24 protein-coding genes and 1 pseudogene are annotated in these 26,659 nt (G+C 55.8%); 12 read left to right on the top strand and 13 right to left on the bottom strand.

The annotated features are described in order from the left end of the window. Nucleotides 1–2: 2 nt before the first annotated feature. Nucleotides 3–1,259 (bottom strand): hypothetical protein, encoded by a 1,257-nt coding sequence (locus tag IPI63_RS02935; RefSeq protein WP_292476531.1) that lies wholly within the window; start codon nt 1,257–1,259, stop codon nt 3–5. 255 nt (nt 1,260–1,514) lie between these two features. Here IPI63_RS02935 and IPI63_RS02930 point away from each other — a divergent pair, with 255 nt between their 5' ends. Continuing rightward, complete coding sequence (locus tag IPI63_RS02930) at nt 1,515–2,153, top strand: HAD family hydrolase (protein WP_292476530.1); 639 nt, start codon at nt 1,515–1,517, stop codon at nt 2,151–2,153. A gap of 65 nt (nt 2,154–2,218) precedes the next feature. Here IPI63_RS02930 and IPI63_RS02925 read toward each other — a convergent pair whose 3' ends face one another. After that, entirely contained in the window at nt 2,219–2,518 is a 300-nt protein-coding gene (locus tag IPI63_RS02925; protein ID WP_214064360.1) for a hypothetical protein, read from the bottom strand. A 557-nt stretch (nt 2,519–3,075) separates the two neighbouring features. Between IPI63_RS02925 and hdrA2 the strand changes: the two are divergent. The 7 genes and pseudogenes from hdrA2 to IPI63_RS02890 all read left to right on the top strand — a co-directional run. Continuing rightward, nucleotides 3,076–5,436: pseudogene (gene hdrA2 / locus IPI63_RS02920) on the top strand (CoB-CoM heterodisulfide reductase HdrA2); the annotation flags it as partial. A gap of 136 nt (nt 5,437–5,572) precedes the next feature. Next, a complete protein-coding gene (locus IPI63_RS02915; protein ID WP_214079971.1) occupies nt 5,573–5,914 on the top strand; it encodes a 4Fe-4S dicluster domain-containing protein in 342 nt (113 codons plus the stop codon). Beyond that, entirely contained in the window at nt 5,911–7,017 is a 1,107-nt protein-coding gene (locus IPI63_RS02910) for a 4Fe-4S binding protein (protein WP_292476525.1), read from the top strand. Before IPI63_RS02915 ends, IPI63_RS02910 begins: the two co-directional genes overlap by 4 nt. Beyond that, nucleotides 7,017–7,547: a 4Fe-4S dicluster domain-containing protein gene (locus IPI63_RS02905; RefSeq protein WP_214065234.1), complete on the top strand. Its 531-nt coding sequence runs from the start codon at nt 7,017–7,019 to the stop codon at nt 7,545–7,547. Before IPI63_RS02910 ends, IPI63_RS02905 begins: the two co-directional genes overlap by 1 nt. Beyond that, nucleotides 7,544–8,389: a CoB--CoM heterodisulfide reductase iron-sulfur subunit B family protein gene (locus IPI63_RS02900; RefSeq protein WP_292476523.1), complete on the top strand. Its 846-nt coding sequence runs from the start codon at nt 7,544–7,546 to the stop codon at nt 8,387–8,389. Before IPI63_RS02905 ends, IPI63_RS02900 begins: the two co-directional genes overlap by 4 nt. 131 nt (nt 8,390–8,520) lie before the next feature. After that, the gene (locus IPI63_RS02895; RefSeq protein ID WP_214065232.1) at nt 8,521–8,889 is read left to right on the top strand and encodes a hypothetical protein; all 369 of its coding nucleotides are present in this window, start codon (nt 8,521–8,523) and stop codon (nt 8,887–8,889) included. Next, complete coding sequence (locus IPI63_RS02890) at nt 8,886–9,614, top strand: thermonuclease family protein (protein WP_292476522.1); 729 nt, start codon at nt 8,886–8,888, stop codon at nt 9,612–9,614. Before IPI63_RS02895 ends, IPI63_RS02890 begins: the two co-directional genes overlap by 4 nt. A gap of 55 nt (nt 9,615–9,669) precedes the next feature. On the opposite strand, the gene IPI63_RS02885 is transcribed toward IPI63_RS02890, so the two are convergent. The 5 genes from IPI63_RS02885 to IPI63_RS02865 form a co-directional block, all read right to left on the bottom strand. Next, the gene (locus IPI63_RS02885; protein ID WP_292476521.1) at nt 9,670–10,986 is read right to left on the bottom strand and encodes a TldD/PmbA family protein; all 1,317 of its coding nucleotides are present in this window, start codon (nt 10,984–10,986) and stop codon (nt 9,670–9,672) included. A gap of 7 nt (nt 10,987–10,993) precedes the next feature. Next, on the bottom strand, nt 10,994–12,961 hold the full coding sequence (lonB, locus tag IPI63_RS02880; protein ID WP_394357578.1) for an ATP-dependent protease LonB: 1,968 nt from the start codon (nt 12,959–12,961) through the stop codon (nt 10,994–10,996). 28 nt (nt 12,962–12,989) lie between these two features. Continuing rightward, complete coding sequence (locus IPI63_RS02875) at nt 12,990–15,167, bottom strand: CDC48 family AAA ATPase (protein WP_292478186.1); 2,178 nt, start codon at nt 15,165–15,167, stop codon at nt 12,990–12,992. 125 nt (nt 15,168–15,292) lie between these two features. Continuing rightward, nucleotides 15,293–15,925, bottom strand: coding sequence for an ArsR family transcriptional regulator (locus tag IPI63_RS02870; protein ID WP_292476518.1), 633 nt, complete (start codon nt 15,923–15,925; stop codon nt 15,293–15,295). A 121-nt stretch (nt 15,926–16,046) separates the two neighbouring features. Then, nucleotides 16,047–16,358, bottom strand: coding sequence for a hypothetical protein (locus tag IPI63_RS02865; RefSeq protein WP_214065229.1), 312 nt, complete (start codon nt 16,356–16,358; stop codon nt 16,047–16,049). A 453-nt stretch (nt 16,359–16,811) separates the two neighbouring features. Here IPI63_RS02865 and IPI63_RS02860 point away from each other — a divergent pair, with 453 nt between their 5' ends. Continuing rightward, complete coding sequence (locus IPI63_RS02860) at nt 16,812–18,674, top strand: glycosyltransferase family 2 protein (protein ID WP_292476517.1); 1,863 nt, start codon at nt 16,812–16,814, stop codon at nt 18,672–18,674. A gap of 44 nt (nt 18,675–18,718) precedes the next feature. Here the strand turns inward: IPI63_RS02860 and IPI63_RS02855 are convergent, their stop codons facing one another. Both IPI63_RS02855 and IPI63_RS02850 read right to left on the bottom strand, forming a co-directional pair. Further along, nucleotides 18,719–19,612 carry a hypothetical protein gene (locus IPI63_RS02855; protein WP_292476515.1) on the bottom strand — a complete coding sequence of 298 codons (894 nt, stop codon included), beginning with the start codon at nt 19,610–19,612 and terminating at the stop codon, nt 18,719–18,721. 298 nt (nt 19,613–19,910) lie between these two features. Beyond that, nucleotides 19,911–21,176: an endonuclease Q family protein gene (locus IPI63_RS02850; RefSeq protein ID WP_292476513.1), complete on the bottom strand. Its 1,266-nt coding sequence runs from the start codon at nt 21,174–21,176 to the stop codon at nt 19,911–19,913. 77 nt (nt 21,177–21,253) lie between these two features. Between IPI63_RS02850 and larB the strand changes: the two genes are divergently transcribed. Continuing rightward, on the top strand, nt 21,254–22,030 hold the full coding sequence (gene larB / locus IPI63_RS02845) for a nickel pincer cofactor biosynthesis protein LarB (protein WP_292476512.1): 777 nt from the start codon (nt 21,254–21,256) through the stop codon (nt 22,028–22,030). A gap of 244 nt (nt 22,031–22,274) precedes the next feature. Here larB and IPI63_RS02840 read toward each other — a convergent pair whose 3' ends face one another. From IPI63_RS02840 to IPI63_RS02825, 4 genes are read right to left on the bottom strand one after another with little or no spacing between them, the layout of a single operon-like run. Beyond that, nucleotides 22,275–23,510, bottom strand: a complete 1,236-nt coding sequence (locus tag IPI63_RS02840; RefSeq protein ID WP_292476510.1) for an energy-coupling factor ABC transporter ATP-binding protein — start codon at nt 23,508–23,510, stop codon at nt 22,275–22,277. A gap of 25 nt (nt 23,511–23,535) precedes the next feature. After that, complete coding sequence (cbiQ, locus tag IPI63_RS02835; RefSeq protein WP_292476509.1) at nt 23,536–24,318, bottom strand: cobalt ECF transporter T component CbiQ; 783 nt, start codon at nt 24,316–24,318, stop codon at nt 23,536–23,538. Next, nucleotides 24,311–24,634 (bottom strand): energy-coupling factor ABC transporter substrate-binding protein, encoded by a 324-nt coding sequence (locus tag IPI63_RS02830; protein ID WP_214064555.1) that lies wholly within the window; start codon nt 24,632–24,634, stop codon nt 24,311–24,313. The genes cbiQ and IPI63_RS02830 overlap by 8 nt, the downstream gene beginning before the upstream one ends. Further along, nucleotides 24,631–25,326 (bottom strand): energy-coupling factor ABC transporter permease, encoded by a 696-nt coding sequence (locus IPI63_RS02825; protein WP_292476507.1) that lies wholly within the window; start codon nt 25,324–25,326, stop codon nt 24,631–24,633. Before IPI63_RS02825 ends, IPI63_RS02830 begins: the two co-directional genes overlap by 4 nt. 118 nt (nt 25,327–25,444) lie before the next feature. On the opposite strand from IPI63_RS02825, the gene xseA (IPI63_RS02820) reads away from it, so the two are divergent. Together xseA (IPI63_RS02820) and xseA (IPI63_RS02815) are read left to right on the top strand one after the other, a co-directional pair. Beyond that, nucleotides 25,445–25,969, top strand: a complete 525-nt coding sequence (gene xseA, locus IPI63_RS02820) for an exodeoxyribonuclease VII large subunit (protein ID WP_292476506.1) — start codon at nt 25,445–25,447, stop codon at nt 25,967–25,969. Continuing rightward, the gene (xseA, locus tag IPI63_RS02815; RefSeq protein ID WP_292476505.1) at nt 25,959–26,651 is read left to right on the top strand and encodes an exodeoxyribonuclease VII large subunit; all 693 of its coding nucleotides are present in this window, start codon (nt 25,959–25,961) and stop codon (nt 26,649–26,651) included. The genes xseA (IPI63_RS02820) and xseA (IPI63_RS02815) overlap by 11 nt, the downstream gene beginning before the upstream one ends. The last annotated feature ends 8 nt before the right edge of the window (nt 26,652–26,659 follow it).

Raw genomic sequence — 26,659 nt, 5'->3', positions numbered from 1 at the left:
AATCATGCCACCCTGGCCATCTCATCTCCTGCCATTCCCACCACATTGAAAGCCAGGTCCTGCACCTCTGCCAGAATGATGTACTCACCGCTTCTGGCAGCAGTCTCCTCCAGGCGCAGCCCGTATCCCTCCTGGGCCGAGCCGGCTAAAAGCACTGGGCCGGCGAACTCCACCGCCTCTTCCTCTGTATTTGCCGGCAGTCTCATCTTCAGAAAGCCGATCCTGCTCTCACCGGGAACCAGACTGATGTTCTCCATGGCAAATTGGGAATAATTGCCTCCCGGCATTGTCCTTTCCACCAGATCGCTGGATAGATAGTAAGCCCTTCCGTAAGAATCAATCAGGGCATTGAATCTGCCATCCTGGCCGAAGTAGGCCTGGACAAAGAGGGTCAGATTCTCCCTCCCTTCCAGGATCGCGGGCACAGAGAAGGCGAGAAGGTGGCTCACATTCTCAGGGACCCTCAGCTCATTGGCGGCAAACACCGGCCCGTAATATGAGCCATCCAGGGAGATCTGGCGTACAGCCGCCGGCCAGGAGAACTCAAGATCTGCCCTGCCCCCCTCCAGAGCCTTCATCTCCGACCAGACTATCTCATGGCTCGAATTGTCGATGATATATAATGCAGCTCTAAGGAGGTTATCATCCTCATCCAGAGCCATAACCCGGATCTCTGCCGGGCTGGCCTGGCTTGCCCTCTCCCTCTTCATCTCCAGGCTTATCCTGGGGGCGGGAGAGGAGCCCAGAGCCCTGATCATCCAGTTGGTCTGGTTATAAGAGCGGTTCTCCAGATCCCAGGGCAGGATTCTATTAGGATTGCGGGCGGTGAGGGCCGACCTCTGATAACGGGAGCTGTTATCGACGCCCACATACACACCGGCGAACTCATAGACCGAGATCAGAAAGCTGCCGGAGACAGTGGTATCTGGGATATCCACCACTGACCAGGTGAGGTTATCGGAAAAGTAGGATCGGGCCCTGTCTGTCGCTCTTGAGAGCAGGGAGAGATTGCGATCCCAGATCTCAACAATCAGCATCTCAGATCTTGGCTCAGGGGCCAGCTTTCCCAGTATCTCCACGCCGGAGAGGGTCCAGTTCTCGCATGGTGCATCATAGAGCACTGCATGTCCCCGCAGCCCATCCATCCAGATGGCATCCTCGGCGCTGCCATCATCATAGCCCAGCCTGACCAGCTCGGCGCCCGCAATTCCTGTAGCTGCCGCCATCCCAATCAAGATAAGCACTAAAACTCTAACCATCAGACCATCCCTGCTCTCTTCTGATCTCAGCTCTACTCTTGGCAATGCAATTGATAACAGGTCAGCTTATACCTTTCGACCAAACCCCTCAACCATTCCCCCTCAACCACCCCTCCTCAACCAGCCCCCTCAACCAGCCCCCTCAACCATCCCTCCTCAACCATCCTCCTCAACCACCCCTCCTCAACCATCCACCCTATCCAAAAGAATAATAAACCCATAAAGCGACTCTCTTCTCTTCAACAGGAGCTCAAGATGATTCGCATCATATCCCTGGACATGGATGGCACCCTGGTAAATTCAAGGTTCGTAGACAAGGTCTGGATGGAGGGCGTGCCCAGGCTATTTGCCGAGAAGATGGGGATGGACTTCATCGCCGCCAGAGAATATGTCATCGGCGAGTATACCAAGATCGGCAGCGACCAACTGGAGTGGTATGATCTCAAGTTCTGGATAGATAAGTTCGGCCTCTCTGTGGGCAAAGAGCAGCTCTTAGAGCTTTATGAGGATGAGATAGAGATCTATCCCGAGGTGGAAGAGGTCTTGGAGCTTCTCTCCCGGAATTATGAGCTGGTGGTGACCTCCAATGCCGCCCGCGATTTCATCGATATCGAGCTGGATGGACTTGAGGGCTACTTCCGGGAGATCTTCTCTGCCACCAGTGACTTCCGGGAGGTCAAGAAATCTCCCCTCCTTTATGGCGCCGTCTGTGCTCATATGAATGCCAGGCCCTTCGAGGTGCTGCATATAGGTGACCACTATCGATATGATTATGAGTCGGCATTGGATGCCGGCCTTGATGCCCTCTTCCTGCACCGCAAGGGCGAGCGGCAGGGACCGGAGGTTATTGGCGACCTGAGGGAAGCAGTGGAGCTGATCGGCGGATGCATATGAGGGCTGGCCTTGGAGGGCTAAAATAGTTTTAAAAAAAGAATATCGTCCACTGAAAATATCTACGCTCAGTAGGTTATATCCTCGACTTTATCTCCCTTTGGCATTATGGAATGATCGGGGTTGCCAGAGGGATTCATCTCATTGCGTTTTCCCATCGCCTTGAACTTCGCCATATGCTGCTTTGCCATTTCGATCTTATCATCCAGGACAGTATGGACAACATATGCTTCTTTCCTCAATTCATCATAGTACAGCTCATGCCCTGCCCAACCATTGCTCTTTCTGACCGCCATCCTATCATCGAACTTCTGCTTCCAATCGCTGAAGTCATCTATCTTGTGTCTGACCACACCAATCCTTGTCATATCTTATACCGCCATAACTTTCTGATTCATTCATTGATCCATTCATCACTCCCGCTGGGCAGCATTTCACCGCCAGCATTGGTTTATTCAGGAGAATTTCATCTTGCCAGCTCTGATATCTCTGTATCTGGATTAGGGTGACCGAGCCGACATGATCTGCTCCCGCCACTGTTGGCAACAATGTATTCAGACTTATTTAAGACTGATTATTAGATAATAAGCCTAATAGCCAAGGCTCCGGGAGCTGAGGATCAATATCGATATTTGCAGGCGAAGGGAGGGTGAGAAGTGGCCGGGAAGAGACAATTGCCTTCAGATGTATGGGGCTTTTTATTCCCTTCATGCGCGAACTATGAGCGGGTTCGGCCTCTGGATGATCGGACGACCCCTGGGTTTGCCTTGGAGGCTGCAGTGAAGCTATCCTCGCCCCTGCGCTCCGGTGGCCATAAAAAAAACCATTCCAGGCATCAATAGAGGATGCCCTTATTATTTTTGCCAATTGTCTTCTTCTTTGCATAGGTTTAAGTGAATTAAGTGGATCATACTAACTGAAGTCCATGCCCATTGGTGTTTATGTATGTCACTGCGGCCTGAATATCGCCGGCGTCTTGGATGTGGAGGAGCTGAAGAGCTTTGCCGAGAAGCTGCCCGATGTGGCCGTAGCCAGAGATCTGCAGTTCTCCTGCTCCGATATTGGGCAGGAGCAGATTCAAAAGGATATAGCTGAATTCAATCTCGACAGGATCGTGGTGGCTGCCTGCTCGCCCCGCCTGCATGAGCCCACATTTCGCCGTGCCATTGCCAAGGCCGGTCTGAACCCCTATATGCTGGAGATGGCCAACATCAGAGAGCACTGCTCCTGGGTTCATATGGATCTGCCGGCCATGGCCACAGAGAAGGCCAAGGACCTGATAGCAATGTCCGTGGCCAAGGCCGCTCTCCTGCAGCCCCTGGAGCAGGAGCAGATCCCGGTCAACAAGGATGTGCTGGTGGTGGGGGGAGTAGCCGGGATCGCTGCTGCCCTGGACCTGGCAGACGCGGGCTTCCATGTCTTCTTAGTGGAGCGCCGGCCGACCATCGGCGGGCACATGGCCCTGCTCACTGATGTCTTTCCCACCAATGACTGCTCCATCTGCGTTCTAGGTCCCAAGATGTCTGAGGTCTTCAATCACCCCAATATCACCCTCTACACCTACTCCGAGGTGCTGGGGGTGGAGGGCAGTGTGGGCAACTTCACTGTATCCGGCGTCCACCGGGCGCGCTATGTGGATCCGGTTCTCTGCAAGGGCTGCATAAATGAGTGTGCGGACGTCTGCCCGGTGGAGGTGCCCAATGAGTACGACTTCGGCATCGGCAAGAGGAAGGCCATCTATATTCCCTATCCTCAGGCCGTCCCTCTCTCGGCATGCGTCGACCCAAAGGCCTGCATTGGCTGCTCCCGCTGTGTCGAGTCCTGCCCCACCCAGGCAATCAAGCTGGATCAGGTGGCCGATCACTTCAAGATCAATGTGGGGGCGATAATAGTGGCCACTGGATGGCAGCCCTTTGATGCCGCCCGGAAGGAGGAGTACGGCTTTGGCCGGTTCAGGGATGTCGTCACCACTCTGCAGATAGAGAGGATGCTCAATGCCTCCGGGCCTACAAAGGGGGAGATCGTCCGGCCGAGCACGGGCGAGCTGGCCCGGTCTGTGGCCTTCCTGCAGTGTGTCGGCTCCAGGGACTCCACAGTCGGCAACATCTATTGCTCTCGGATCTGCTGCATGGCCTCCCTGAAGAACGCCCAGTTGATTGCAGAGAAGTACCCCGACGCGGATATCACTATCTACTATATCGATATCAGGGCATGCGGAGAAGGGTATGAGGAGTTCTATGTGCGGGCCCAGATGCTGGGCATAAACTTCGTTCGCGCCCGCGTATCCCGCATCGAGGAGGAGGATGGGGATATCTATCTCATATTCGAGGATACCCAGAACGGAGAGATAAAGAGGGTCCGGCATGATATCGCCGTCCTCTCTGTGGGCCTGGAGCCGGAGAGGAGCGCAGACGTCCTGGGCAACCTTCTGGGCCTCTCCCGCAGGCCGGACAATTTCTTTGAGATCGCCCATCCCAAGATGAGGCCGGTTGAGGCTCATATCGATGGGGTCTTCATCGCCGGCTGCGCCTCCGGGCCCAAGGAGATTCCCATATCCATCGCTCAGGGCAGTGCCGCGGCAGCCAAGGCCATCAGGCTATTGCAGAAGGGATTCTTGGACCTGGAGCCCACATCTGCTTATGTGGATCCCGATCTGTGCATCGGGTGCAAGCTGTGCGTTGATGTCTGTCCGCAGAATGCAATAGCAGTGAAAAGCCCAGCTTATGTGGACGAGGCAGCCTGCAAGGGCTGCGGATCGTGTGCAGCAGCCTGTCCTGTGGATGCCATAAAGATGCGCCTCTTCTCAGATGAGCAGATCCTGGCCCAGATCAGAGCAGCGACCGAGGTGAAGAAGGAGTTTCCCCTCATCATCGCATTCCTGTGCAACTGGTGCAGCTACGGTGCTGCCGATCTCGCCGGGACCTCACGCATCCAGTATCCCACCAACGCCCGCAACATCAGGGTTATGTGTTCAGCCCGGGTGGATCCCAGCTTCGTCCTGGAGGCCCTGCGCCGGGGGGCGGACGGGGTGCTCATCGCCGGCTGCCGCATAGGGGAATGCCACTACCATGATGGGAACTACCAGGCTCTGCAGAGGGTGAATGTATTGAAGGGGGTGCTGGAGAAGATCGGCATAGATCCGGGAAGGGTGAAGATCGTCTGGTGCGCTGCCAGCGAGGGGGAGATCTATGCCCAGGAGCTCAGGGAGTTCATCGGCGAGCTGAAGGCCATCGGTCCCATAGGAACAGAGCTCAAAAGGAGAGGAGAAGGGCCGGGTGAGGAGAAGGGCGATCCGGGCGGGGGAGCGGCGAAAAAAACCATAAAACAGAAGAGAGCAGATACAAAAAAGAGCGAATCGAAGAGAGAAAGGGAGGCGGATCCGGACGCAGTGCTGTCACAGGAGATGATCTCCGCGGGAGGTGATGAGCAGCATGATGGAGATTGAGAAGGAGATGGAGGTGGAAGGAAGCCATATCCTGGCCAGGCAGAGGACCAAGGATAGCGAGAAGACTCTGGATTACGATTATAAGAAATGTGCCGGCTGCTCCATTTGCGTTGCCATCTGCCCGAAGAAGGCCCTGCAAGAGGGGCCGCTGATGGAGATCGCCAAAGGGCTGGATGCCCCTCCTGTATTGATCGATCTTGATCTCTGTGCATTCTGCGGGATGTGTGTGAACTTCTGTCCCATGAAGGCCTTCACAATGAGAGTCGAGGAGAGAAAAGCTGAGCCAGAGGCGGCAGAGGCAGCCGAGACAAATGCATGACCGAAGATAGCTGTGAGAGAGTGGCCCGGCCGGTACCAAAGCCGGTCGACTTCAGAGAGAGGGATGAATATCCCAGGCTGGTGGCAGAGGCTAAGCCCAATGAGAGATGTCTGCCCTGTCTGCTCTGCGAGCCCGTCTGCCCTACAGAAGCAATCAAGGTGACCTTCGACAAGAGCAGAGAGGATTTTGGCGCACTTCGGGAGGGGATCGAGGGGAAGATCACCATCGATCAGGAGAAATGCAACCTCTGCGGCCGGTGTGCCAAGTTCTGCAAGGCCTTCCTGCTGGTGGATAAGGGGGAGAAGGAGAAGGATCCGCGCAATCTGGTCCCCTATGAGCAATTGCTGGTGGATGAGGATCTTTGCGACTACTGCGGCCTGTGCGTCTCTCTCTGTCCGGAGGAGGCGATAACAGTCGAGGGCGAGCCTTTAGAGCGGGATGAGGAGCCGAGGATCGAGGGCAAGATCGAGGTCGATGAGAGCCTGTGCATCGGCTGCGGGAGATGTGCCCAGGTCTGCCCCTATGAGGGGATGGATGTCTCCAGGCCATTTCAGGGGCAGATCAGGATGGTGGAGAAGAACCTCGATCGCTGCGATCCCCTGGGCTGCCTGGCCTGCTTCAATGTCTGCCCCGCTCAGTGTTGGTATGTTGATGAGCGGGGAAAGGCTGCTTCAGTGGAGGATCAGTGCATCCTCTGCGGGGCCTGCGAGAAGGCCTGCCCCGTCTCGGCGATTGAGGTGCAGAGGTCTGATGTCAGCCATACAGAGGTGAAGGAGACCCCCTGGGCAGAGGAGTGGAAGGAAGCGATCAGTACCATACTGACTGGAGAGAGGAAGATACCAGATGTGAGCGGCGCTGTCCAGCCTCCTGAGATAGAGAGGACGCCCCTGCCTGCTCCCGAGATGCCCAGGATAGATCCCGATCTCTTAAAGATGGTGGATGAGGCCATAAAGCCGCTGGTGCCTCTGCTGGCCAAGCCCAAGGTCCGCCAGATCATGGAGAACGAGCCGCCGGACAGGGCGAGCGAGAAGATAATAGAGAGGCTCCGGCAGAACGAGGAGAAGAGGAAGAAGGCAATGGAGACGAACGAGGGGGCGGAGTGATGGCCAAAGCCTTGGATGAGGACTTCAAAGAGGAGGTATTGAGGCTGGCTGGAGATGAGGTCAAAAGCTGCATTCAGTGCGGCACCTGCTCTGCCAGCTGCCCCACTGCCCATCTCATGAATCCGAGCATAAGAAAGCTGGTCAAGCTCTGTCTGGAGGGCAGGAAGAATGAGGCGCTGCACAATGAGACCCTTTGGCTCTGTACCTCCTGCCTCCTGTGCACAGTGCGCTGTCCGCGGGGGATAAGGCCGAAGATGGTGGTCTCCGCTCTGAAGGAGCTGGCGGAGAGGGAGAGGATAGAGAGCCCCGGACGGGAGTACGACCGCCTCTTCAGTGAGCAGATCGCAGATTATGGCCGGATCAGTGAGCTTCCTCTAATTGCTGAGTTTCTGCTCTCCTATCCCCAGGGGAGTGTTCAGTCTATGGAGGTGGGCCTGGAGCTTCTCCCCCGGGGGAAGATCACCCTGGAAAGGGAGCAGGTCAAGAGAAGAGATGAGGTCAGGAGGATTATGGAGGAGCTGGGCAAATGAGGCTGGCTTACTATCCGGGCTGTGTCTCCCTCTCCACAGGAAAGGAGATGGACAAGTCCACCAGAGCAGTCTTTTCCAGACTGGGGGTCGATCTGGAGGAGCTGGAGGACTGGAACTGCTGCGGGGCGACGCACGTCTCCAATGAGATGGTGGCCACAGGGCTTGCCGCCCGGAATATGTCCCAGACGGAGCTGGATATAGTGACCTCCTGCTCCATCTGCCTCAGCAACCTCAGGGCGGCGGCATTGAAGCTGGAGGATGTGGAGATCAGAGGGAGGGTGAACGCCGTCCTGGAAAAGGAGTACAAGGGAGCGAGGGTACGGCATGCTCTGGAAGCGATCCTCGAGGCCCTGGAAGAGGACGAGGAGGGGATTGTGCTGCCTTTAAAGGGTTTGAGGGTGGCCCCCTACTATGGCTGCCTCTTCTCCCGCCCGGTGGGGGTGCACAGCCCAGAGTATCCCGTCATCCTGGAGAAGCTGATCCGGATTTTACAGGCAGAGGCAGTTGACCTCCGCCTGAAGACCTTCTGCTGCGGAGGACCGATCTTCATGCCCAAGGAGGAGGCCGCCAATGAGACCGCCTATCGGATCCTCAAGGATGCCAAAAAAGAGGGAGCAGAGGTCATAATCACCCTCTGTCCCCTGTGCCAGTTGATGCTGGACACCAAACAGAGATCTATAGAGCAGCGATATGGTGAGGATATAGGAATTCCGGTGCTTTATGTGACTCAACTGGTGGGCATCGCCCTCGGCCTGGGGCCGGATGAACTGGGAATGGATATGAATGCCGTATCCCCTATGCCAATGATGGAGCAGATATATGAGAGGATGGCAGAGGGGTGAGAGATCACTGCAATAGAGAGGGATGATGATGGGATCGGTTCGATCGCCGAAAGGCTTAAGGGCCAAACCCTCCCGGGAGGGCGCAGGGAGAGCAGAGTATAATAACCAGAATCATCTCTAACACCCCTACAATGGCTCAAAAGAAGACCTACTGGGAGATGCAAAAGTCCTTCTGGAAAACCCCGCCGGGGGTTATCATCTGGTTTGCAATGCTGTTGGCGATATTTGCCGGTGGGATACTGGCGCTGAACTTTCTGGGATCGCCATTTCCTGTTATTGAGTTCTTCAATGCTGAATCAAGGTTCCTCGAGCCGGGCCAGTCCTCCAACCTCAGCTGGAGCGTAGTGGGCGCAAGCCTGGTCGAGATCGATCAGGGCATCGGCCCGGTTCCCCTCAAGGGATCAATATCCATATCCCCGGCCGAGGATACCGTATACAGACTGACTGCCACAAACGGCAGCATAAACAGAACGATAGAGCTGAAGGTGAGTGTATCATGAGAGCTGAGGGCAGAAGATGCGGCTCTTCCCCGTCCTCTGGGGCCAAGCCTGGGGCCGCCATCTCTCTTTTCTCTTTATGCCTGCCGATCATCCTGCTGCTCTCTCTTCTCCCCGGATCTTCAGCCTCTCTGGATGAGGCCCGCGGGGTGGTGACAGAGGTGATCGATGGCAGTACATTCGATCTCAGGATGGAGAAGGGCAGTTCCGGAACTGAAAAGAGAGTGGAGAGGATCACACTGGCTGATGTCCGTTCGCCGGATATGAAATCGGCCCAGGGCCTGGCAGCCAGGGATTTCACATACGCCGTGCTGATGGGCAAGAGGGTTTACCTGGATGTTGACGATCTCTCCAGACGGAGAGGGGACGCCGAGGATAGGCTGGTCGCAGTCGTCTATCTCACCGGGGCCTACGGCCAGCCCATCCCTTATCCCAACTTCAACCTCCTGCTGGTGGAATCAGGCCATGCTGTGCTGGCCAATCAGACGGACAATGAGTTCGATCCGGAAGATTGGAGAGAGGGCCTGAAAGGCTCAGGCTGGGAGCTGCAGAAATACAAACCAGAAGGCGGCAGCCAGGAGAATCTGTTATCCCGGATCGAGGCAGAGGTGGGGGATAAGCTGGGCAGGGCTGCTCAGGCCGCTTGGGACTGGCTGAGGGCAGAGATGACCAATACCAGCCTGGAGATGATAAACAGCAGCCTGGATCAGGCATTGAACCGAGGCTGAGCCAGAACATTCAATTTTTATAAAACTCGATCTAAAATCAGTTTATATCCTTTCTCTATCCCGTTCCGCCCACTGTGGCCTGCTCCACCAGAAGATGAGGCGAGCCATCGCTCACAGGCACCAGTTGCCCTGACTTTCCGCATCGTCCGCTATTGTACTTCAGGTCGTCTCCCACCGCCTTCACATGCAAGAGCGTCTCCAGGATCTTCCCGGACAGGGATACATCTCGCAGGAGCTGTGTTCTCTCCCCATCCTCGATGATGTAGCCCTTCTTGGCATTGAACTGGAATATCCCCTCGCCGGTGCTGACCTGTCCTCCCCTGCTCCCTGCCAGATAGACTCCGCTCTTCAGCTCCTCTAAGATCTCCTCCAGCTTCCAGTCGCCATTGGCGATGTAGGTATTGCTCATCCGCACCACCGGCCGGCTCACTCCCTCTGCCCGGGCATTGCCCGGCACGCCCCCCAGCCTGGCGGCGGTCTCCCGGGTGTTGAGATAGGAGCGAAGAACACCGTTCTCCACTAAAACAGTCTCCTGGGCCAGGCTTCCCTCATCATCAAAGGGATAGTAGCCGTTCAGCATCAGGCTGGGATCATCCTTGACCGTCACCAGCTCTGATCCAATCCTCTCTCCCAGCCTCCCCTCCAGGCAGGAGTCTCCCTCCAGGATGATATCCCCCTCCGTGGCATGCCCCACAGCCTCATGGACGAATACCCCGGCCAGCTCCTGGTCCAGGACCACAGGATAGCTCCCTCCCCGTGCCGCCTTGGCATCCAGGAGGGCGACAGCCGTCTCTCCCACCTGCCTGGCCAGGGATTGGGGATCCTCCCGGTCGAATAGCTCCAGGCCTCCCACACCGGCTCTGCCCTCGCCATCGGTCTGATAAAGGCCATTCCTGTGGGCGACTGCACTGATGATAAAGCCCATCCTGGTCATCCTCGACTCCAGATCCAGTCCCTCTGAGCTGCTGTAATGGGCCGTCAGATCCATCTCCGAGTAGACCGCCTGGGTCGATGATACCCCTTCGACCTTTGCTGCATCCTCGATCTCCCTTAAAAGGGCCACCTTCTCCTCCAAAGAGAGGTCCCTGGGATCTCTCTTGACGGCCACCACTGCGCTTCTGCCTGACGGAGCCTCAGCCAGACGAAGATCCTCCTGCCGTCCGATCTTCCGGGCGATCCTCTTTGCCAGATCGATCTCCTTTTCCAGGCCGTCCACCCGATCGGTGGTCACAAAGCCCCAGGCACCGCCAAAGAGAGCACGGACTGATGCCCCCTGGAAGGGCACCTGAGCTATCTCCTCCAGCTTTCCATTATCCAGGACGATCCTGGTCCGGCTCCCGCGCAGAACGCGGGTATCAAAAAAATCCACCATCAAGCGATCAGATGCTCCGGATGGGGGTCGGTATCGTCTCAGGGATGTTGATGCCGATCTTCTTCTCCACTGCGAACTTCTTCAGCTTCTCAACCAGCCTGGTCCTCTGGCTGCTCATGGCATACTCGAAGACCTCGCTGATGTTGGAGACCGGTATTATCTCAATTGAGGCCTTTACAGCATCGTCTATCAGGACGTCACCCATATTGGATTTGGGGATGAGGACCGTCTTGATCCCCGCCTGGGCGGCAGCCTCGATCTTCTGGGTGACCCCGCCCACTGGCATGACATCCCCCCGCACAGAGAGCGAGCCGGTCATGGCCACAGTCTGTTTCACGGGCACCCCCTCCATGGCCGATATGACAGCTGTGGCTATGGAGATGGATGCACTGTCGCCCTCCACCCCCTCGTATGTGCCTATGAACTGGATATGCACATCCTTCTTGGTGATATCCTCACCCAGGAACTTCTTGATCAGCACAGAGACGTTCGTCACCGCCTCGCGGGCGATCTCCTGCAGCTTTCCAGTGGCGATGATCTTGCCCTCCTCCCTGGATTGGGCAGGGGTGATCTCGGCCATGATGGGCAGGACAATGCCCGAGTCGCCCATCACCGCCAGGCCATTGACCCGGCCGATCTCATCCCCGGTGGAGTGGAACATGCTGTAGTCCTTGCGCCTCTCCATGTATCTGTCAGCGAGCTGCTGCTCCACCGATCGGGCCATCTTCTTGGCCTGCATGACGTGATTCACCTCGGTGAGGGGGGAGGATTCCGCCCGGGCCACATCGCCAGATACTCTGATCAGGCCGCCCAGGTCGCGGAGCAGGAGAGTGAGATGCCCCTTTCTGCCCGAGCGCCTCTTGGCCTCTCTCATGACCTCAGCCACTGCATCGCGGGTGAAGTGAGGGATCTTTCCATCTCTCACAATCTCCTGAGCCACGAACCTGATGAGCTTATTCCTGTTCTCCAGGGTGTCATCCATAGTGTCCCGCATATAGACCTCATAGCCGTAGCCCTTAATGCGCGACCGGAGAGCGGGATGCATCCCCTGCACAGCATCCAGGTTTCCAGCAGCAATCATGACAAAGCTGCAGGGGACGGGCTCGGTTCTCACCAGAGCGCCAGAACTCCTCTCGCTCTGGCCGGTGATGGGATAGAACCCCTCTTGCAGGGCGGTGAGGAGGCTTTGCTGAGACTCCGGGCGGAGGGTGTTGACCTCGTCGATGAACAGCACCCCTTTGTGGGCTTTATGAATGGAGCCACACTCCACTCTCTCATGGGATGGCGTCTCCAGGCCACCGGACTGAAAAGGATCATGGCGGACGTCTCCCAGCAGTGCCCCAGCATGGGCACCGGTGCCATCAACATAAGGCGCTTTCTTCTTGCCGTTGTTGTCCACCAGAAGCTTGGGGACCATAGCATCCTCTTTGGGCAGCAGATAGCGCAGAGAGATGAATAGCAATGCTGCTGCGATTATTCCGAATAGAAGCTGGCCCATGTAATAGGCATAAACGATCAGGGCCATGACGATGATCATCAAGAACATATTTCGCGTCTGGACCTTCTTTCTCGCCTCCAGTTTCTGGGCATCGACTATCTGTTTGCCCCTGCCTGCGGGAACGGTGCGGATCCTGGGGGTATTGTTATCCTCGGGATTGGCGTAGACCAGGACATCCTGCAGCTCCTCAGCGGGAAGAAGCTCGCTCATGGCCTTGCCAAGCATCGACTTGCCAGTGCCAGGAGAGCCTATGAGCATGACATGCCTTCTCTGGCTTGCCGCCTTCTTGATCACCTCAACCGCCTCGTCCTGGCCGATAACCTGATCTATGAGGTTTTCAGGTACGGTTATGCTGCTCGTATCCTTGAAATCTATATCGCCAAGCAGTTCATTCGACTCATCTTCTGAAGTCAATTTTTCGGTCCTCACAGCAATTATTGGTTGTTCTTGACTATATATTTGATGCTTTATCTGCATGCTCTTCTCTTTCCAAATCATTAAGCTTTCAGGCCTGGAATTCCCGGATCATCCTGGTGTATCCCTGCAGCATATCTTTTGATAGGTGTGGCCGGATATACTCCCTGGCCTCCTGGAAGTGCTTCTCTGTAACAAGGATCTTATCGATTATCAGCTCTTCTCTTCTCATTCCCGGACGGATATGCTCCCGCAAAGCGAGCATTCCCGCCTCTCGACAGAGCATCTCCAGGTCGGCGCCGCTGAAGTCCTCAGTGATCCGGGCCAGCCACTGAGCAGAGACCCCATGAGCGGCCATATTTGAGAGATGGATCTCCAGGATCTTCTGACGAGCCTCTTTATCAGGCATGGGAATATAAACTAAGCGATCGAACCGCCCCGGCCTGAGCAGTGAGCTGTCCATAAGGTCTGGACGGTTGGTGGCTGCCAGAACAACCACCTCCTTCAGCTCCAAGAGGCCGTCCATCTCAGTGAGGAACTGGCTGACCACCCTCTCCGTCACATGTGAGTCCGATCCACTGCCCCGGGCGGGGACGATGGAATCGATCTCATCGAAGAATACCAGGGCGGGAGCAGCCTGGCGGGCTTTGCGAAATACCTCCCTTACCGCCCTCTCTGACTCGCCCACCCATTTGCTCAATAGCTCCGGGCCTTTGATGCTGATGAAGTTGACATTGCTCTCCGTTGCCAGAGCTCTGACCAGGAGGGTCTTGCCCGTGCCGGGAAGGCCGTAGAGCAGAATGCCCCGTGGCGGCCGAACGCCCACCGAGGCGAAAGCCTCCGGATACTTCAAAGGCCACTCCACCGCCTCGATCAGCGACTGCTTGGCCTCATCCAGGCCGCCCACATCATCCCAGTGGACCTCTGCCACCTCCACGAAGACCTCCCTCATCGCTGAGGGCTCGATCTTCTTCAGGGCGGAGAGGAAATCTTCTCTGGTCACCCTGAGATTGTCCAGCACATCCATTGGTATGTCCTCTTTCACATCCAGGTCGGGCAGAGCCCTCTCCAGTGTGCGCCTGGCCGCCTCTTTGCACAGGGCATAAAGGTCCGCTCCCACGCAGCCGTGCGTCGCGTCTGCGATCTCCATCAGGTCCAGTGATTCATCCAGGGGCATGCCGCGGGTGTGGACATAGAGCACCTCCAGCCGCCCGTTTCTGTTCGGTATGCCGATCTCGATCTCCCGGTCAAAGCGCCCCCCCCGGCGAATGGCAGGATCGAGGGCATTGGGGCGGTTGGTGGCCGCTATCACTATCACCTCCTCCCGGGAGGAGAGGCCGTCCATCAAGGAGAGGATCTGGGCCACCACCCGCCTCTCCAGGTCGCCTGAGACCTCCTCCCTCTTGGGGGCGATGGAGTCGATCTCATCGATGAATATTATAGAAGGCGCCGATTTTGTCGCCTCATCGAAGATCTGGCGGAGCCGCTGCTCGCTCTCGCCATAGAACTTGGATACTATCTCCGGCCCGGAGATGGATATGAAGTTGGCCTCAGTCTCGCCTGCCACTGCTCTGGCGATGAGAGTCTTTCCCGTCCCCGGCGGACCGTGCAGGAGGACACCCCGGGGAGGGTTGATTCCCAGGCGGCTGAAGAGCTCAGGATGGCGCAATGGAACCTCGATCATCTCCCTGATCTCCCTGATCTCCCGCGCCAGGCCGCCGATGTCCTCGTAGGATATGTCCCGGGTATGCAAAGAGAGTTCATCCAGGGTCTCCCGGGTAATGCTGATTATGGTCTCCCGGGTAACCAGAACCGGGCCACTGGGCACTGTGCTCACCACAGCCAGATTGAGGCTGCTGTTTATCATCTCCACCCGGAGCATCTCCCCCTTTATCACTGCCCTGCCCTGCAGCATACGCAATAGATACTGCTGTCCTCCCAAGAGCCGTATCTGGCGGGTGGGAGAGACGACGATCTTTCTGGCGGGCCGGGCAGTGGCCCGGCTGACATTGACCCGGTTGTCTATCCCCGTTCCAAGGTTGGAGCGGGTGTTTCCATCGATCCGGATGATATCCTGGGGGTCTTCAGGGGTTCCCGGCCAGGCGATGGCATAGACCTTATCACGGGCATTGATCTCCACCACTCCGCCGTTCTCCACCCCCAGGCGGGCGAGAATAGTGGGATTTATCCTTGCCACACCCTTTCCTGCATCCTTATGATAGGCCTCTGCCACTCGCAGCAATACTGAAGCCTCCTCCGCGGGCTTCATGTCCCCAGGAATGGTATCGCCGGCGTCTGCCTCATTCCCTGAATACGGCCGGGAGTCGTCTGCCGGTGGCTGCGATGCTGATGAAGGGATGGGTGTAGATGATGCGGGATTGTCTGAGGATGATCTCATATGCTCCATTCTTGACCTCTTAAATGCACTATACCGCGCTCTTTGAGCTTATTCAAGCTATCTAAAACCACCGCTCTGGGCACCTCCAACCTGGTGGCGAGATCGGATGAATCTGTGCAGCCGCAGAGCAATGCTGTTATGATCTCCTGCTCAAGCTGGTCCCTGGCGTGAGTTCCAGCAGCAGAAGATGCCTTCTTCCTGATCTCCATCTCCCGCGATTCGATCTGAGCCAGCAGCTCATGCAGCTCATGCCGCTTCTCCTCCAGGAGATGGAGTTCATCCCGGAGAAGCTTCAGATCCGGGGAGGCCTCAGCCTCCTCAAAGCCTGGAGCATTCCTTGAGGCATCCTCAGAGAGATATGCCCGCACACCATAGGAGTAGGGAGAGACTGCCACCTGCAAGACCGTCCTCCTGGCTATGCGGAAGTATTTTCTTCTCCCCTGTTCCTGATAGCACTCCACCAGCCCTGCCCTCTCCAGCATCTCCAGATGATCTATCACCGCCTTCGGCCCCACATCCAGCCTCTTTGCCATCTCATTGAAGTAGAAGGGACGGAAGGAGAGGAGCTGGAGAATGCGTCTTCTATTTTCATTCCCCAAGATGTCTAAAAGCTCAACAGGATCCAACATATCACTCATAATCATTCATTGAACTTGTGGTTAGTAACGTTAGGTTATAAATGTTGTGGTCTCGATTGGGCTCCAGGCGAACCGATTACAGCAACAGCTACCGGAGGGAAGGAGAGCAATCTCAGCCGCTCTGATCTATGGCCAGGATGAACCAGAAGAAGAGAATGCCAATGGCGATGAGGAGCAGATTCACCAGCCTCTCATCTCCTATCCTCCAGCGGGCCAGGGTGAATTTTGTGCTGATCAGGACATGTGCCAGGAAGAAGAAGACCAGATATAGATCCAGATTGGTGTGCATGCGCTCGGCCATGTAAAGGGGCAGCAGGATTTCTTTGTTCCAGGCGTATCCTGATATCAAGAAGATGATCATAAATACGAGCAGTATCCAGGCGGATAGCCTGTTGATCTTGACGAGGAGCCGACCGGTATTCATGGAAGGTCACCGGGTATGCTACTTCCAGTCCAAGGATAAAAAATGATGGTAGATGATCAAAGATCCATCAGCATATACCGATCCATCAGCATATACCGATCCATCAGCATATACCGATCCATCAGCATATACCGATCCATCAGCATATACCAATCCATCAGACCTGAGGGCTGCTTAGAAATTGGAGATCGGTGAGGGGATGCAAGAGCAATAGTCGGAGCCGGAAGGATGCTGCCTGGCGGCCTGCCCCCGAGCGAATTCTCCTTTTTGCCTTGCTATGGAAGTGATACAACTAGATACAGAGGCACAAAGGTACAAAACGAGAGAGATAGTCTCCTGAGGTTCGCTAACAGAAAACAGCGAAGAACTGATCAATCGATGTTGATGCCGTTAACTATTTATTTTGTTCAATTCTCAAATACCAACTGTCATGCCCTTGGGGCAAGGTGTGAGATGGCGGAAAAGGATAGCAGGGCATGCAAGAGAGTAACCCGTTGCCATAATGATCTCATCGACCTTCTGCTTGCATCGGGAACGGATCGCAGAGGCGCATATGAGCTGGTCGTCAGGGGCGGGCAGATAATCGCCCAGGATGGCCTGCGAAGCTTCGCAGAAAGGTCGCAAAGGTATCTGCGCAGAAAATTATTTCCCAGTACGAATCCGCCAGCGCCGCCCTCCCAGAGGGAACTGGAGGATATGCGCTTGCAGTCTGCGAGATTTGAGTGCCGGCCGAAGATCAGCATAGTAACTCCTGTTTTTAACACCCCTGAGGACTGGCTCAGAGCTGCTATAGACTCTGTCTTGCTGCAGGCATATGATAACTGGGAGCTATGCATCGTTGATGATGGATCAGGTCAGCCACATATAAGAGAGTTATTGGATCACTATCAGCGAGAGGATGGCCGGATCAAGGTAAAATATCTGAATGAGAACAAGGGCATATCAAATGCCTCAAATGAGGCCCTCGCTCTGGCCAGCGGGGAATTCGTCGGCTTTCTGGATCATGATGATCAGCTCCTCGCTCATGCACTATATGAAGTTGTACAACTATTGAACTGGAATGCCAACACCGATTTCATATACAGCGACGAGATCATGATCTCTGAAGGGGGAAAGCCCATATACGCCCTTTTCCGGCCAGATTTCTCCCTGGATTATCTGCTCTCTCACTGCTATATCATTCATTTTGCTGTCATAAGGAGGAGCATTCTGAAGGAGATCGGCGGATTCAGGACTGATTTTGCTGTATCCCAGGACTACGATCTGTTTTTAAGAGTCGTCTCCCAGACCAGAAATATCTCTCATATACCAAAAATCCTGTATAAATGGAGGCAGCACCAGGCGAGCGGTGGCCATCAGCTCAAGGAGAGGGTGATGGAGTCGAGTCGAAGGGCGCTGCAGGATTTTGCCGATAGAGAGGGAATCGGCGGTGAGGTCTATTGCACAAAGCATTTTAATTTTTTCAGGCTGAAGAGGGATATCCTCGATCAGCCCAAAATCAGCATCATCATTCCCACCAGGGATCGAATCGATCTGCTCAGCAGGTGTATCGAAAGCATCCAGGCTAAGAGCTCTTATGGCAATTATGAGGTCATTGTAGTGGACAATTTAAGCCAGGAAGAGGAGAGTGCAGCTTATTTTGACTCCTTGCAGAGAAACCATAATGATTATAAAATTTTGAAATTCGATGAGAAATTCAACTATTCTCGACTAAACAATTACGCGGCAAAATTTGCCCTTGGCGATCACCTGCTCTTTTTAAATAACGATGTAGAGGTGTTGAACCCCGATTGGCTGGAGGCGATGCTGGAGCAATCACAGCGGGATGAGATCGGCTGCGTTGGGGCCAAGCTTCTTTATCCTGATAAAAAAATACAGCACGTAGGAGTCATTGTCGGCGGAGGGGGGCGGGCAGAACATATATATAAATGGTCTGATTCAAATCATATCGGCTATATGGGCCATTTCGTCTCCATCAGAAACTACAGTGCAGTGACTGCTGCCTGTCTGATGATCAGAAGATCGATATTCGATGAGGTTGGCGGATTTGATGAGGGCTATGAGGTTGGATTTGGGGATGTCGATCTCTGCCTGCGGGTTCGGGAGCTGGGATATGAAAATCTATTCACTCCTTATGCAGAATTGATTCATCACGAGTCAGCCACAAGGGGAAGATCGCTATCAATTGATCCTCATCCCTCTGACACCAAGAGATTCATGGAAAAATGGAAAAAATATATTGATAAGGGCGATCCCTACTACAATCCCAATCTCCCCCTTGACTGCTTTGACATCTTGCCTTATGTATCCTGGTGATGGCCGATCCCCAGATGGATGCATCCAGATGGATGCACTCTGGGTCAGGTCAGGGATGTGCAATCCTTCTCAGCGAGTCCAATCTTGCAGCCTTCTGCAGAGCAGCATGGCAGCCATTCATCCTGTGGCTCATACCATGGGAAGCTGGACTTCATCCGTATGCTTCTGCTGATATTATAGCTCCCGCTATACCTTTCCTCTCCCATGCTGGCCTGCGGATAGGTGATCTTCTTCGTCTCCGCTTTGAGGCTGGAGAAGCCATGCCTCAGGTCGGCAATGCCAGTGGTGTATGTGCTGATATTATAACGGGTCTCTTTTTCGGGCTTCAATTCTGCATGCAGGATGGCATCATCAGTGGCAAGTACAGTGGCGTTCATCCTGGTGATCAGCATACCGATATCTGAATCTTTGGAGAGCTCGGTGTTGTAGAGCAGACTGGAGCCGGCATAATCGAGATTGTTTCCGGCGTACTCCCGGCTGTTGATGCCCTGGCCGGAGTACCTCATAGATCCTCTGGACCGGAGGATGGCCGGCCACTGCTCTGCAAATTGAAAGGAATATACCCCCTTCTCATGTACAAGGTTGAAGAGACTGGCTTCAGTTGTGTTCGCCTCCAGGGTCAACTGCTTCTCTGAGGCATAGCGGCCCTCCTGGGCAGAGGTCCTCTCTCGCAGGCGGAGGTCATTGATCTCCACCTCTTCATAGCAGGAGTGGTAGGGGGAGAGGGCCCTTCCCCGGTACTCCACCGGGGATATGCTGCCCTCGACATACTGGGAATACTCGAACTTGAGGCTCTCGCTCTCTCGGCTGATCGTCCAGGTGGTGGTGTTGGTGCCAACTGATACTGTGACCCTCTCCGCATGCCCGGCTGAGATCAATGCCAAAATAATCAGCAGTGCAATTATGCCCCCCTGAAATTGATATTTATATCCCTTCACAATCGATGCCTCCCTGACGCCCCACCAAATCTCTTATCTGGATCAGCATCTATCGGCTATGAGATGAGATGCTATTGGGAATGGCCCATCCCGGGGATGTGATCACTCTTGCCATCTTCCCCTTGCCATCTTCCCCTTACCATTTTTCTCTTACCATTTTTCTCTTACCATTTTTCTCTTACCATTTTTCCCTTACCATTTTTCTCTTACCATTTTTCCCTTACCATTTTTCTCTTTCCATCATATGTTTTGTATGTCATATATGTTATTATGTCAAACGTGTTTTATGTAATGTAAATTATTTATCTATATCGTCTGGGACTTTCATGATCACTTCCTCTTCACAAGGCTGGAAATCAAAAAGAGACCTCTGCTTCTTCTCTCTTCTCACCTTCTTCCAAGCCGGAAGGCGGATCTGGCCGTATCTTCCTCCGCCTCCGGGGAGAACCTCCACGCATCCCCTGCGGAAGGCCTCAATGCCTCTGATCACCTCTGCCTCCGCCCCGGCCGACTCCATCGCCTCAAGCTCCTCAATGAGCAGAACCTCTATCTCCGCCATATCCCCGGTCAGGGCCTCGTACTGCTTCTGCACTCCTGCGGTCATGGGACTTTTATGGCCCAGAGCGAGGGCGATTATCTCTGCCAGAGGGATGAGGTGGATATATGGAGGACGGTGAGGGGGGTGGCATGGCAGCTCATAGTCTGCCAAGAGGCCGATCCGGTCAGCCACCCCCAGCTTTATCAGACCCCGGCAATGGGGGCAGCGTCCCATAAATTCATCCTTCTGCACCGGGCTATACTGCTGAAAGCAGCGGGTGCAGGCGGTGCGGTTGTACTTTCCCTCACCGGGAAAAAAGCCTGCATTGAGAGTCGGCCCTCTGCCCTTCTCCCGGCGGATGGCTGAGGCGACCTCCTGGAAGCTGCACCCCTCCACTCTCATCTGATTGAACTCCCGGGCCAGCTTATTAGTGCGGGGGGAATGGGCATCGGAGTTGGAGAGAAAGGTCTTATCAGAGAGCTCTGCGATCCGGTCTGCGTAGTCAGTGTCCGCGCTCAGCCCAAGCTCAATGAAGTCTATCCGATCTGCATTCTCCTGATAGCAGTCGGAGAGGGATCGGTGGTATGCATACATCCCTGTCCAGGGGGTGAAGGCATGGGCGGGCCCGACAAGGCCCCCGGCCTCCAGGGCCAGATCGGCGATCTGGGCGCCATTCAGATGCAGTCGCGGCCTGCCGTCCTGCTGCAGATTGCCTGAATGGGGGGAGAATGCCTCTGCCAGCTCCTCTGCTTTGGAGGCGTCCGGCAGGAGTATGAGGTGATGGACCCTTTCTGCATCCTCCACCTCCACGCTCAAGAGAAAGAGAATATCTCCCAGCCGGCGCAGCCCCTCCTCCTCAGGCAGCTCCCGGATGGACTTCAGCCACAGAGGATGCAGGCAGTCGCCGGTTCCCACTATCTTCACCCCTTTTTTTGCCGCCCCCCGTGCGATCTGTGCCAGTTCCATGTCGGCGGATACAGCCATTGAGTAGCGGGAGTGGATGTGTAGATCGAGATTGACCAGCATATCATCGCCTTCTGATCTGGATCTATTTGCGGGGGGATAAACCCTTTATGCTCATAGCTCCATCACAGGATGCTAAAATGGAGAGCAACAGAGATATCCTGGAGGGCTACCGCCGGGGGGAGATCTCCCTGGAGGAGGCTTTGAAGCGGATCCGGATGATGGATTATTGTGCTGTGGGTGAGGTGGCAAAGCTGGATATTTGCCGGATGAATCGAATCAGTATACCAGAGGCGATTCTGGCGGAGGGAAAGGATAAGACCGATCTTCTGGCCATATCCCTTGCCCATCTGGAAGAGACGGGAAGTGTGATCGTCACCCGGGTCTCATCTGAGCAGTTGGTGGTATTGCAATCGGCCAAGCTCCCCCCCAAGAGCATCTTCGAGCATAACCCCCGCGCCAGGACAGTGGTCATCCGCACTGCTGAGCGGCCGCCCAGGGAGGGCACAGTGGCCATCCTCGCGGCGGGAACAGCGGATATTCCCGTGGCCGAGGAGGCGAGGGTGGTGGCAGAGGAGATGGGCTGCCATGTCCTCGCCGAGTACGATGTGGGGGTGGCCGGCATCCACCGCCTCTTTCCCAGCCTGGAGAGAATGGCGGATGCTGATGCTTTTGTGGTGGCGGCGGGACGGGAGGGCACCCTGCCCGCTGTGGTGGCCGGGTTGGTGGACGCTCCTGTGATCGGTCTTCCTGTATCCACCGGCTATGGCATAGGCGGCGGGGGAAAGGCGGCTCTCTATTCAATGCTCCAATCCTGCTCCGTCCTGACGGTGGTGAATGTGGATGCGGGATTTGTGGCGGGAGCATATGCTGCCAAGATCGCCCGGCAGAAGGTTCATCGAGATAAACAGTTTTAAATTATTTCCCGGAAAGTATTTATACCATCAAAAGGCTGGTTGGGCTTGAGCGGGTATACTCATCTTTTTTACTAACCCCCACTCCCCTACCCGCTCTTATTATCATCAATTCTCAGAGGATAGGGAGATCCAGGGCGGAGCCGACCTTCTTATGTGCCCCGCCATGGCTTTGAATGGACGCATGGAATAGCGGACAGCTCCTTCACACACTATTCCATTACGCTTGATTTTATGAAACTTAATTTTACTTAAAGCTTTTGCTCCTGGAAGAATCATGGGCTACAGGCAGTGAGCGCCTGTTGATGCATGAGGAGAGATCGACGGAATTGATCTTTGTGCCCGACTGCTGTGAATAGGCCTCTATCCTCCTTTGGACCAGCTCCAGCATTCCCCGGGAGACAAAGATCAGACAGCTTCTGCCTGCGAGCGCCTTCAGGATGCACTTGTCTATCGCCCCGTAGGTGAAGTCCAACCGGAGATTGGCCTCTTCTGCCAGCAGCTTGGCCCTGGTGCCCATGGCCGCGGTGCAATCAGCATCCACTCTCCTCGCCAGCTCTGCTGCCCTCTCTGCTGCCCTCTCCGGCTCAAGCTCGTCGGCATTGCAGATGTAGATCTTGCCCCTATCCTCCTCCTGGACAGCATTTCCATCCCCTCTGCCCTGCAAGAGATCGCATAGCTCAAGAATGCTCTTTGGAGTCTTCCTGCCCTCTGCCAGCCTTCTGTTCACCAGCTCATGATAAAGCTCCACCACCATTGGGGGCTTGAGCCTGGCTCCCTGGATCAGCTCCAGATCGCCGAACACCTCCTCTCCTGAGCCCCGGCGGAGGACACCGCCATCCTTCATCAGCACCACCTCATCCGCCCAGCGATAGGCCAGTTCCACATCATGGGTGGAGATGATCAATGTCTTTCCCCCCAGGTTGAGCTCATCGAGCATCTCCATGATCTCCTCTGAGCTGGCGGGATCGAGGTTGGAGGTGGGCTCATCCAGGATCATCACCTCAGGCTCCATGGCCAAAATCCCAGCGATGGCAGCCCTCTTCTTCTCCCCTCCGCTCAGGTGATGGGGGGGACGGCGTTCGTATCCTGAGAGGCCGACATACTGCAGGGCATAGGCCACATGCCTTTTTACCTTCTCCGGGGGAAGTCCCAGGTTCACCGGCCCGAAGGCAACATCCTGATAGAGAGTGGGGGCAAAGAGCTGATCATCGGGGTTCTGAAAGACCATGCCCACCCTCTGCCTCACCTCTCGCAGTGAGCGGGAGTCATAATCCAGCCTCTTATTCCTGAATAATACCTCCCCTGCCACTGGCCTTAGGATGCCATTGAAGATCAGCATGAGGGTGGATTTTCCTGCCCCATTGGGCCCCACCAGGGCGATCTTTCTCCCTTCCTCTATGGCCAGGCTGAGATTGTTGAGGGCATGGGTGCCGTCGGCATAGACGTATTCTACTCCTATTGTCTCCAGAATTGCAGCCACTCTCTTCTCCTCACTCCCGCTCCTCTCAGATGATCCCCTGTCTGCTGCTGGCAATGCTGATCGCCAGTGCCATAGCCAGGTAGGCGGCAGCGGCTACAATCTCCTTCGCCCTTGCTCCTCTCCTCTCCTCCATGAGATCCAGCCGGCCATCATAACAGCGGGCATCCATGGCTATGACAAGCCTCTCCCCCTGCTCCCAGGACCTCAGGAATAGAACGCTGGCGAGCATGGAGAAGGAGGCAAGGGAGCTTCTGATGCTCCGGTTTCCCAGACGCATCACCTGGGCATTATGGATCATTGCTGCCTGATCCAGCAGGACAAATATATATCGATAGATCATCATGGATAGTTCTATCACCGATTTGGGAATTCGCAATGAACTGAGAAGAGCGAATATCTCTATCATGGGGGTGGTGAGGGCGATGAAGAAGAGTGAGCACATGCCCCCGAAGGTCCGGGCGATGAGCAGCAGGGCCAGGGCAGCCCCATCCTCTCTGATCCCCAGCACCCGGCCAAAGAGATCCAGGGCATAGAGCATATCTCCAGAGCCATGCATCAGAGCCACCACCAGAGAGCTGATAAGGGCGAAGGAGAGGGGGAAGAGGAGGAGCCGGGAGTAGATACGAGGGGGGATTTTGGCCAGGATAAGGATGATCAGGCTCATGCTTGCAGCCACAAAGAGGGGGGCGGCTGGTTCAAGAGAGGATATGCAGATCGCAATCGCTCCCAGGCCAAAGAACAGCTTGAGACGGGCACTGGTCTCACGTAATCCATTGCACTGGGCCCAGTCATCCAGAAGGTCATGCATCCGATCCTGCTTCTCCCTTCCTCTCTTTCTGCTCCCCCTCCTTTCTCATCCTCCCCTGGTAGTAGCCCAGAAAGTAGCCTATGGCCAGGCTACCCAAGGCCGCCTGCAGGGCGAAGAGGAGGCTCTCCACCTCGCCGCTGGGCGGCTCCCAAATCGGGCTGGACCAGGGCTCATAGGCGCCATCAGTCAGCTCATCGATGACCCCCTCCGATTGATCGTCTGCTCCCGCCCACTCATGCTCCCCAGTGGTGCTCTGGTAGATGAAGAGGATGGCGAAAAGGGCAACGATCCCCAGGACAGCGATCTCCAGCCTCATGGGCTGGCCTCCTGGAGCAGCCGGATGGCGGAGGCGCTGGCCACTCTGAGCCTCACCAGGATATCGCCCCTGAGCCGGACCAGATATTTGAACATAAGGGCAGTCACCGCCCCCTCCACCACCGCCAGGGGGACCTGAGTGATGGCAAATACGGCCATGAAGGCCTGGAAGGAGGCGATAACGCCGCCCGAGGCGGCGGGAAATGCCAGAGCAAGCTGCATTGATGTCACCAGATATGTGGCCCAATCGGCGAGCATGGCTGCCAGGAAGACGGAGAGGTACATGCCAAGCCCCATCCCGCTGGCCAGCCGGTAGACCAGGTATCCGATCAGGGGGCCGGCGATCCCCATGGAGAATATATTGGCGCCCAGAGTGGTCAGGCCGCCGTGGGCAAGGAAGAGGGCCTGATAGATCAGCACTATTGCCGAGAGGACGGCTGTTATCCCCGGTCCAAAGAGTATCGCCCCCATGCCCGTTCCCGTGGGATGAGAGCAGCTCCCGGTGACTGAGGGCATCTTCAGGGAGGATAGGACGAAGACAAAGGCCCCGGAGACGGCGAGCAGAGGCAATATCTCCCGGCTCTCCTTGATCATCCTGTTCATCTTATAGACGCCCCAAGCCACCACAGGCAGCGAAAGCACAAACCAGATCTCCCACCAGGGATGGGGGAGAAAGCCCTCCATTATATGCATAGCATCACCATTCTGCAGCAGAGATATCCTGGCATATAAAGTTTTCTTGTGTTAGAACCAAATAAATTTAATTGATTGAGAAATGCCCTTAAATAATCCCCCACCAAAATAGGGGTCATTGAGCCAGATATTCACTGTCACCAATCTCAATGAGAGGATAAAGGAGCGGCTGGAGAACGATCCCCGCCTGCACGACCTCTGGGCGCAGGGGGAGGTCTCAAACTTCGTCCATCACCGCTCCGGCCACATGTACTTCACCCTGAAAGACCGGGATTCCCAGATCTCTTGCGTCCTCTTCAAGGGGCAGGCAGGGCGGGTGGAGACGGAGTTGAGGAACGGCATGAATGTTCTCCTTTTTGGGGACGTGGCGGTTTATCGCCCTCAGGGGAGGGTGCAACTGGTGGCCAGGGCCATAAAGAGGGATTCCGGCCTCGGTTTCCGGTTTTTGCAGTTTGAGGCCCTGAAAAAGAGGCTGGAGGAGGAGGGGCTCTTCGAGCTGGAGCAGAAGCGCCCTCTCCCCCCCTATCCGGAGAGGATAGGAGTTGTCACCTCCCTGCAGGGGGCAGCATTGAGAGACGTTCTGCGCAGCATCGGGCCCCTATCCGGCCAGGATCATAATCTCTCCCGCCCAGGTGCAGGGTGAGGGGGCAGAGGAGAGCATAGTCTCTGCTCTTCTTGCCCTGCAGGGCAGGACTGACCTGATAATAGTCTGCCGCGGCGGGGGCTCGGCTGAGGACCTTTGGTGCTTCAACTCCGAGGTGGTGGCCCGGGCTGTCTATGCCTGCGACAGTCCAGTGATCTCCGCTGTGGGCCATGAGACGGATGTCACCATCACCGATTTTGCCGCCGACGTTCGAGCGGCAACTCCGACAGCAGCGGCCAAGATGGCAGTACCGGATGTGGAGGAGCTGAGGATAAGGCTGCGGCAGAGCCGGGTTCGGATAATACGCGCCCTGTGGAGCTGCCTGGAGAGAAAGGAGGAGCGCCTGGAGTATCTCCAGCGCAGCCTCTCTGCTGCGAGGATGTACTCTCTGACCGGCGACTTCAGGCAGCGGCTGGACCACCTGAGCGACAGGCTGGATTTTGCCCTGGCTGAGGAGCTGAGGGATCGCCGGGCCAGGCTGGATGCTGTTTGCGGCCGGCTGGCAGCAGTGGGCCCACGGGCCACATTACAGCGCGGCTATGCCCTGGCCCGCTCAGAGAGGGGCCTGGTCATGGCCTGGGACGATGTCCGTCCGGGGGAGGAGATAGAGCTTATATTGGGCCGGGGTGGGCTGAGATGCCGGGTCTTGGACTGTATTGAGGAGAAGGAGAGTGGAGAATGAAGGAGGAT

This window comes from Methanothrix sp., assembly GCF_016706325.1.
Taxonomy (GTDB): Archaea; Halobacteriota; Methanosarcinia; order Methanotrichales; family Methanotrichaceae; genus Methanothrix.
This window is presented reverse-complemented; position numbering and strand designations above follow the sequence as displayed.

Bases quoted from the DNA above. Each gene is read 5' to 3' on its own strand.
- IPI63_RS02865 (WP_214065229.1), bottom strand. From the start codon at position 16,358: ATGAATACCGGTCGGCTCCTCGTCAAGATCAACAGGCTATCCGCCTGG.
- IPI63_RS02900 (WP_292476523.1), top strand. From the start codon at position 7,544: ATGAGGCTGGCTTACTATCCGGGCTGTGTCTCCCTCTCCACAGGAAAG.
- IPI63_RS02910 (WP_292476525.1), top strand. From the start codon at position 5,911: ATGACCGAAGATAGCTGTGAGAGAGTGGCCCGGCCGGTACCAAAGCCG.
- IPI63_RS02860 (WP_292476517.1), top strand. From the start codon at position 16,812: ATGGCGGAAAAGGATAGCAGGGCATGCAAGAGAGTAACCCGTTGCCAT.
- IPI63_RS02925 (WP_214064360.1), bottom strand. From the start codon at position 2,518: ATGACAAGGATTGGTGTGGTCAGACACAAGATAGATGACTTCAGCGAT.
- larB (WP_292476512.1), top strand. From the start codon at position 21,254: ATGGAGAGCAACAGAGATATCCTGGAGGGCTACCGCCGGGGGGAGATC.
- IPI63_RS02895 (WP_214065232.1), top strand. From the start codon at position 8,521: ATGGCTCAAAAGAAGACCTACTGGGAGATGCAAAAGTCCTTCTGGAAA.
- IPI63_RS02905 (WP_214065234.1), top strand. From the start codon at position 7,017: ATGGCCAAAGCCTTGGATGAGGACTTCAAAGAGGAGGTATTGAGGCTG.
- IPI63_RS02850 (WP_292476513.1), bottom strand. From the start codon at position 21,176: ATGCTGGTCAATCTCGATCTACACATCCACTCCCGCTACTCAATGGCT.
- IPI63_RS02930 (WP_292476530.1), top strand. From the start codon at position 1,515: ATGATTCGCATCATATCCCTGGACATGGATGGCACCCTGGTAAATTCA.
- cbiQ (WP_292476509.1), bottom strand. From the start codon at position 24,318: ATGCATGACCTTCTGGATGACTGGGCCCAGTGCAATGGATTACGTGAG.
- IPI63_RS02885 (WP_292476521.1), bottom strand. From the start codon at position 10,986: ATGGTGGATTTTTTTGATACCCGCGTTCTGCGCGGGAGCCGGACCAGG.
- IPI63_RS02870 (WP_292476518.1), bottom strand. From the start codon at position 15,925: ATGTTGGATCCTGTTGAGCTTTTAGACATCTTGGGGAATGAAAATAGA.
- IPI63_RS02890 (WP_292476522.1), top strand. From the start codon at position 8,886: ATGAGAGCTGAGGGCAGAAGATGCGGCTCTTCCCCGTCCTCTGGGGCC.
- IPI63_RS02825 (WP_292476507.1), bottom strand. From the start codon at position 25,326: ATGCATATAATGGAGGGCTTTCTCCCCCATCCCTGGTGGGAGATCTGG.
- lonB (WP_394357578.1), bottom strand. From the start codon at position 12,961: ATGCAGATAAAGCATCAAATATATAGTCAAGAACAACCAATAATTGCT.
- IPI63_RS02935 (WP_292476531.1), bottom strand. From the start codon at position 1,259: ATGGTTAGAGTTTTAGTGCTTATCTTGATTGGGATGGCGGCAGCTACA.
- IPI63_RS02915 (WP_214079971.1), top strand. From the start codon at position 5,573: ATGAGCAGCATGATGGAGATTGAGAAGGAGATGGAGGTGGAAGGAAGC.
- IPI63_RS02830 (WP_214064555.1), bottom strand. From the start codon at position 24,634: ATGAGGCTGGAGATCGCTGTCCTGGGGATCGTTGCCCTTTTCGCCATC.
- IPI63_RS02875 (WP_292478186.1), bottom strand. From the start codon at position 15,167: ATGAAGCCCGCGGAGGAGGCTTCAGTATTGCTGCGAGTGGCAGAGGCC.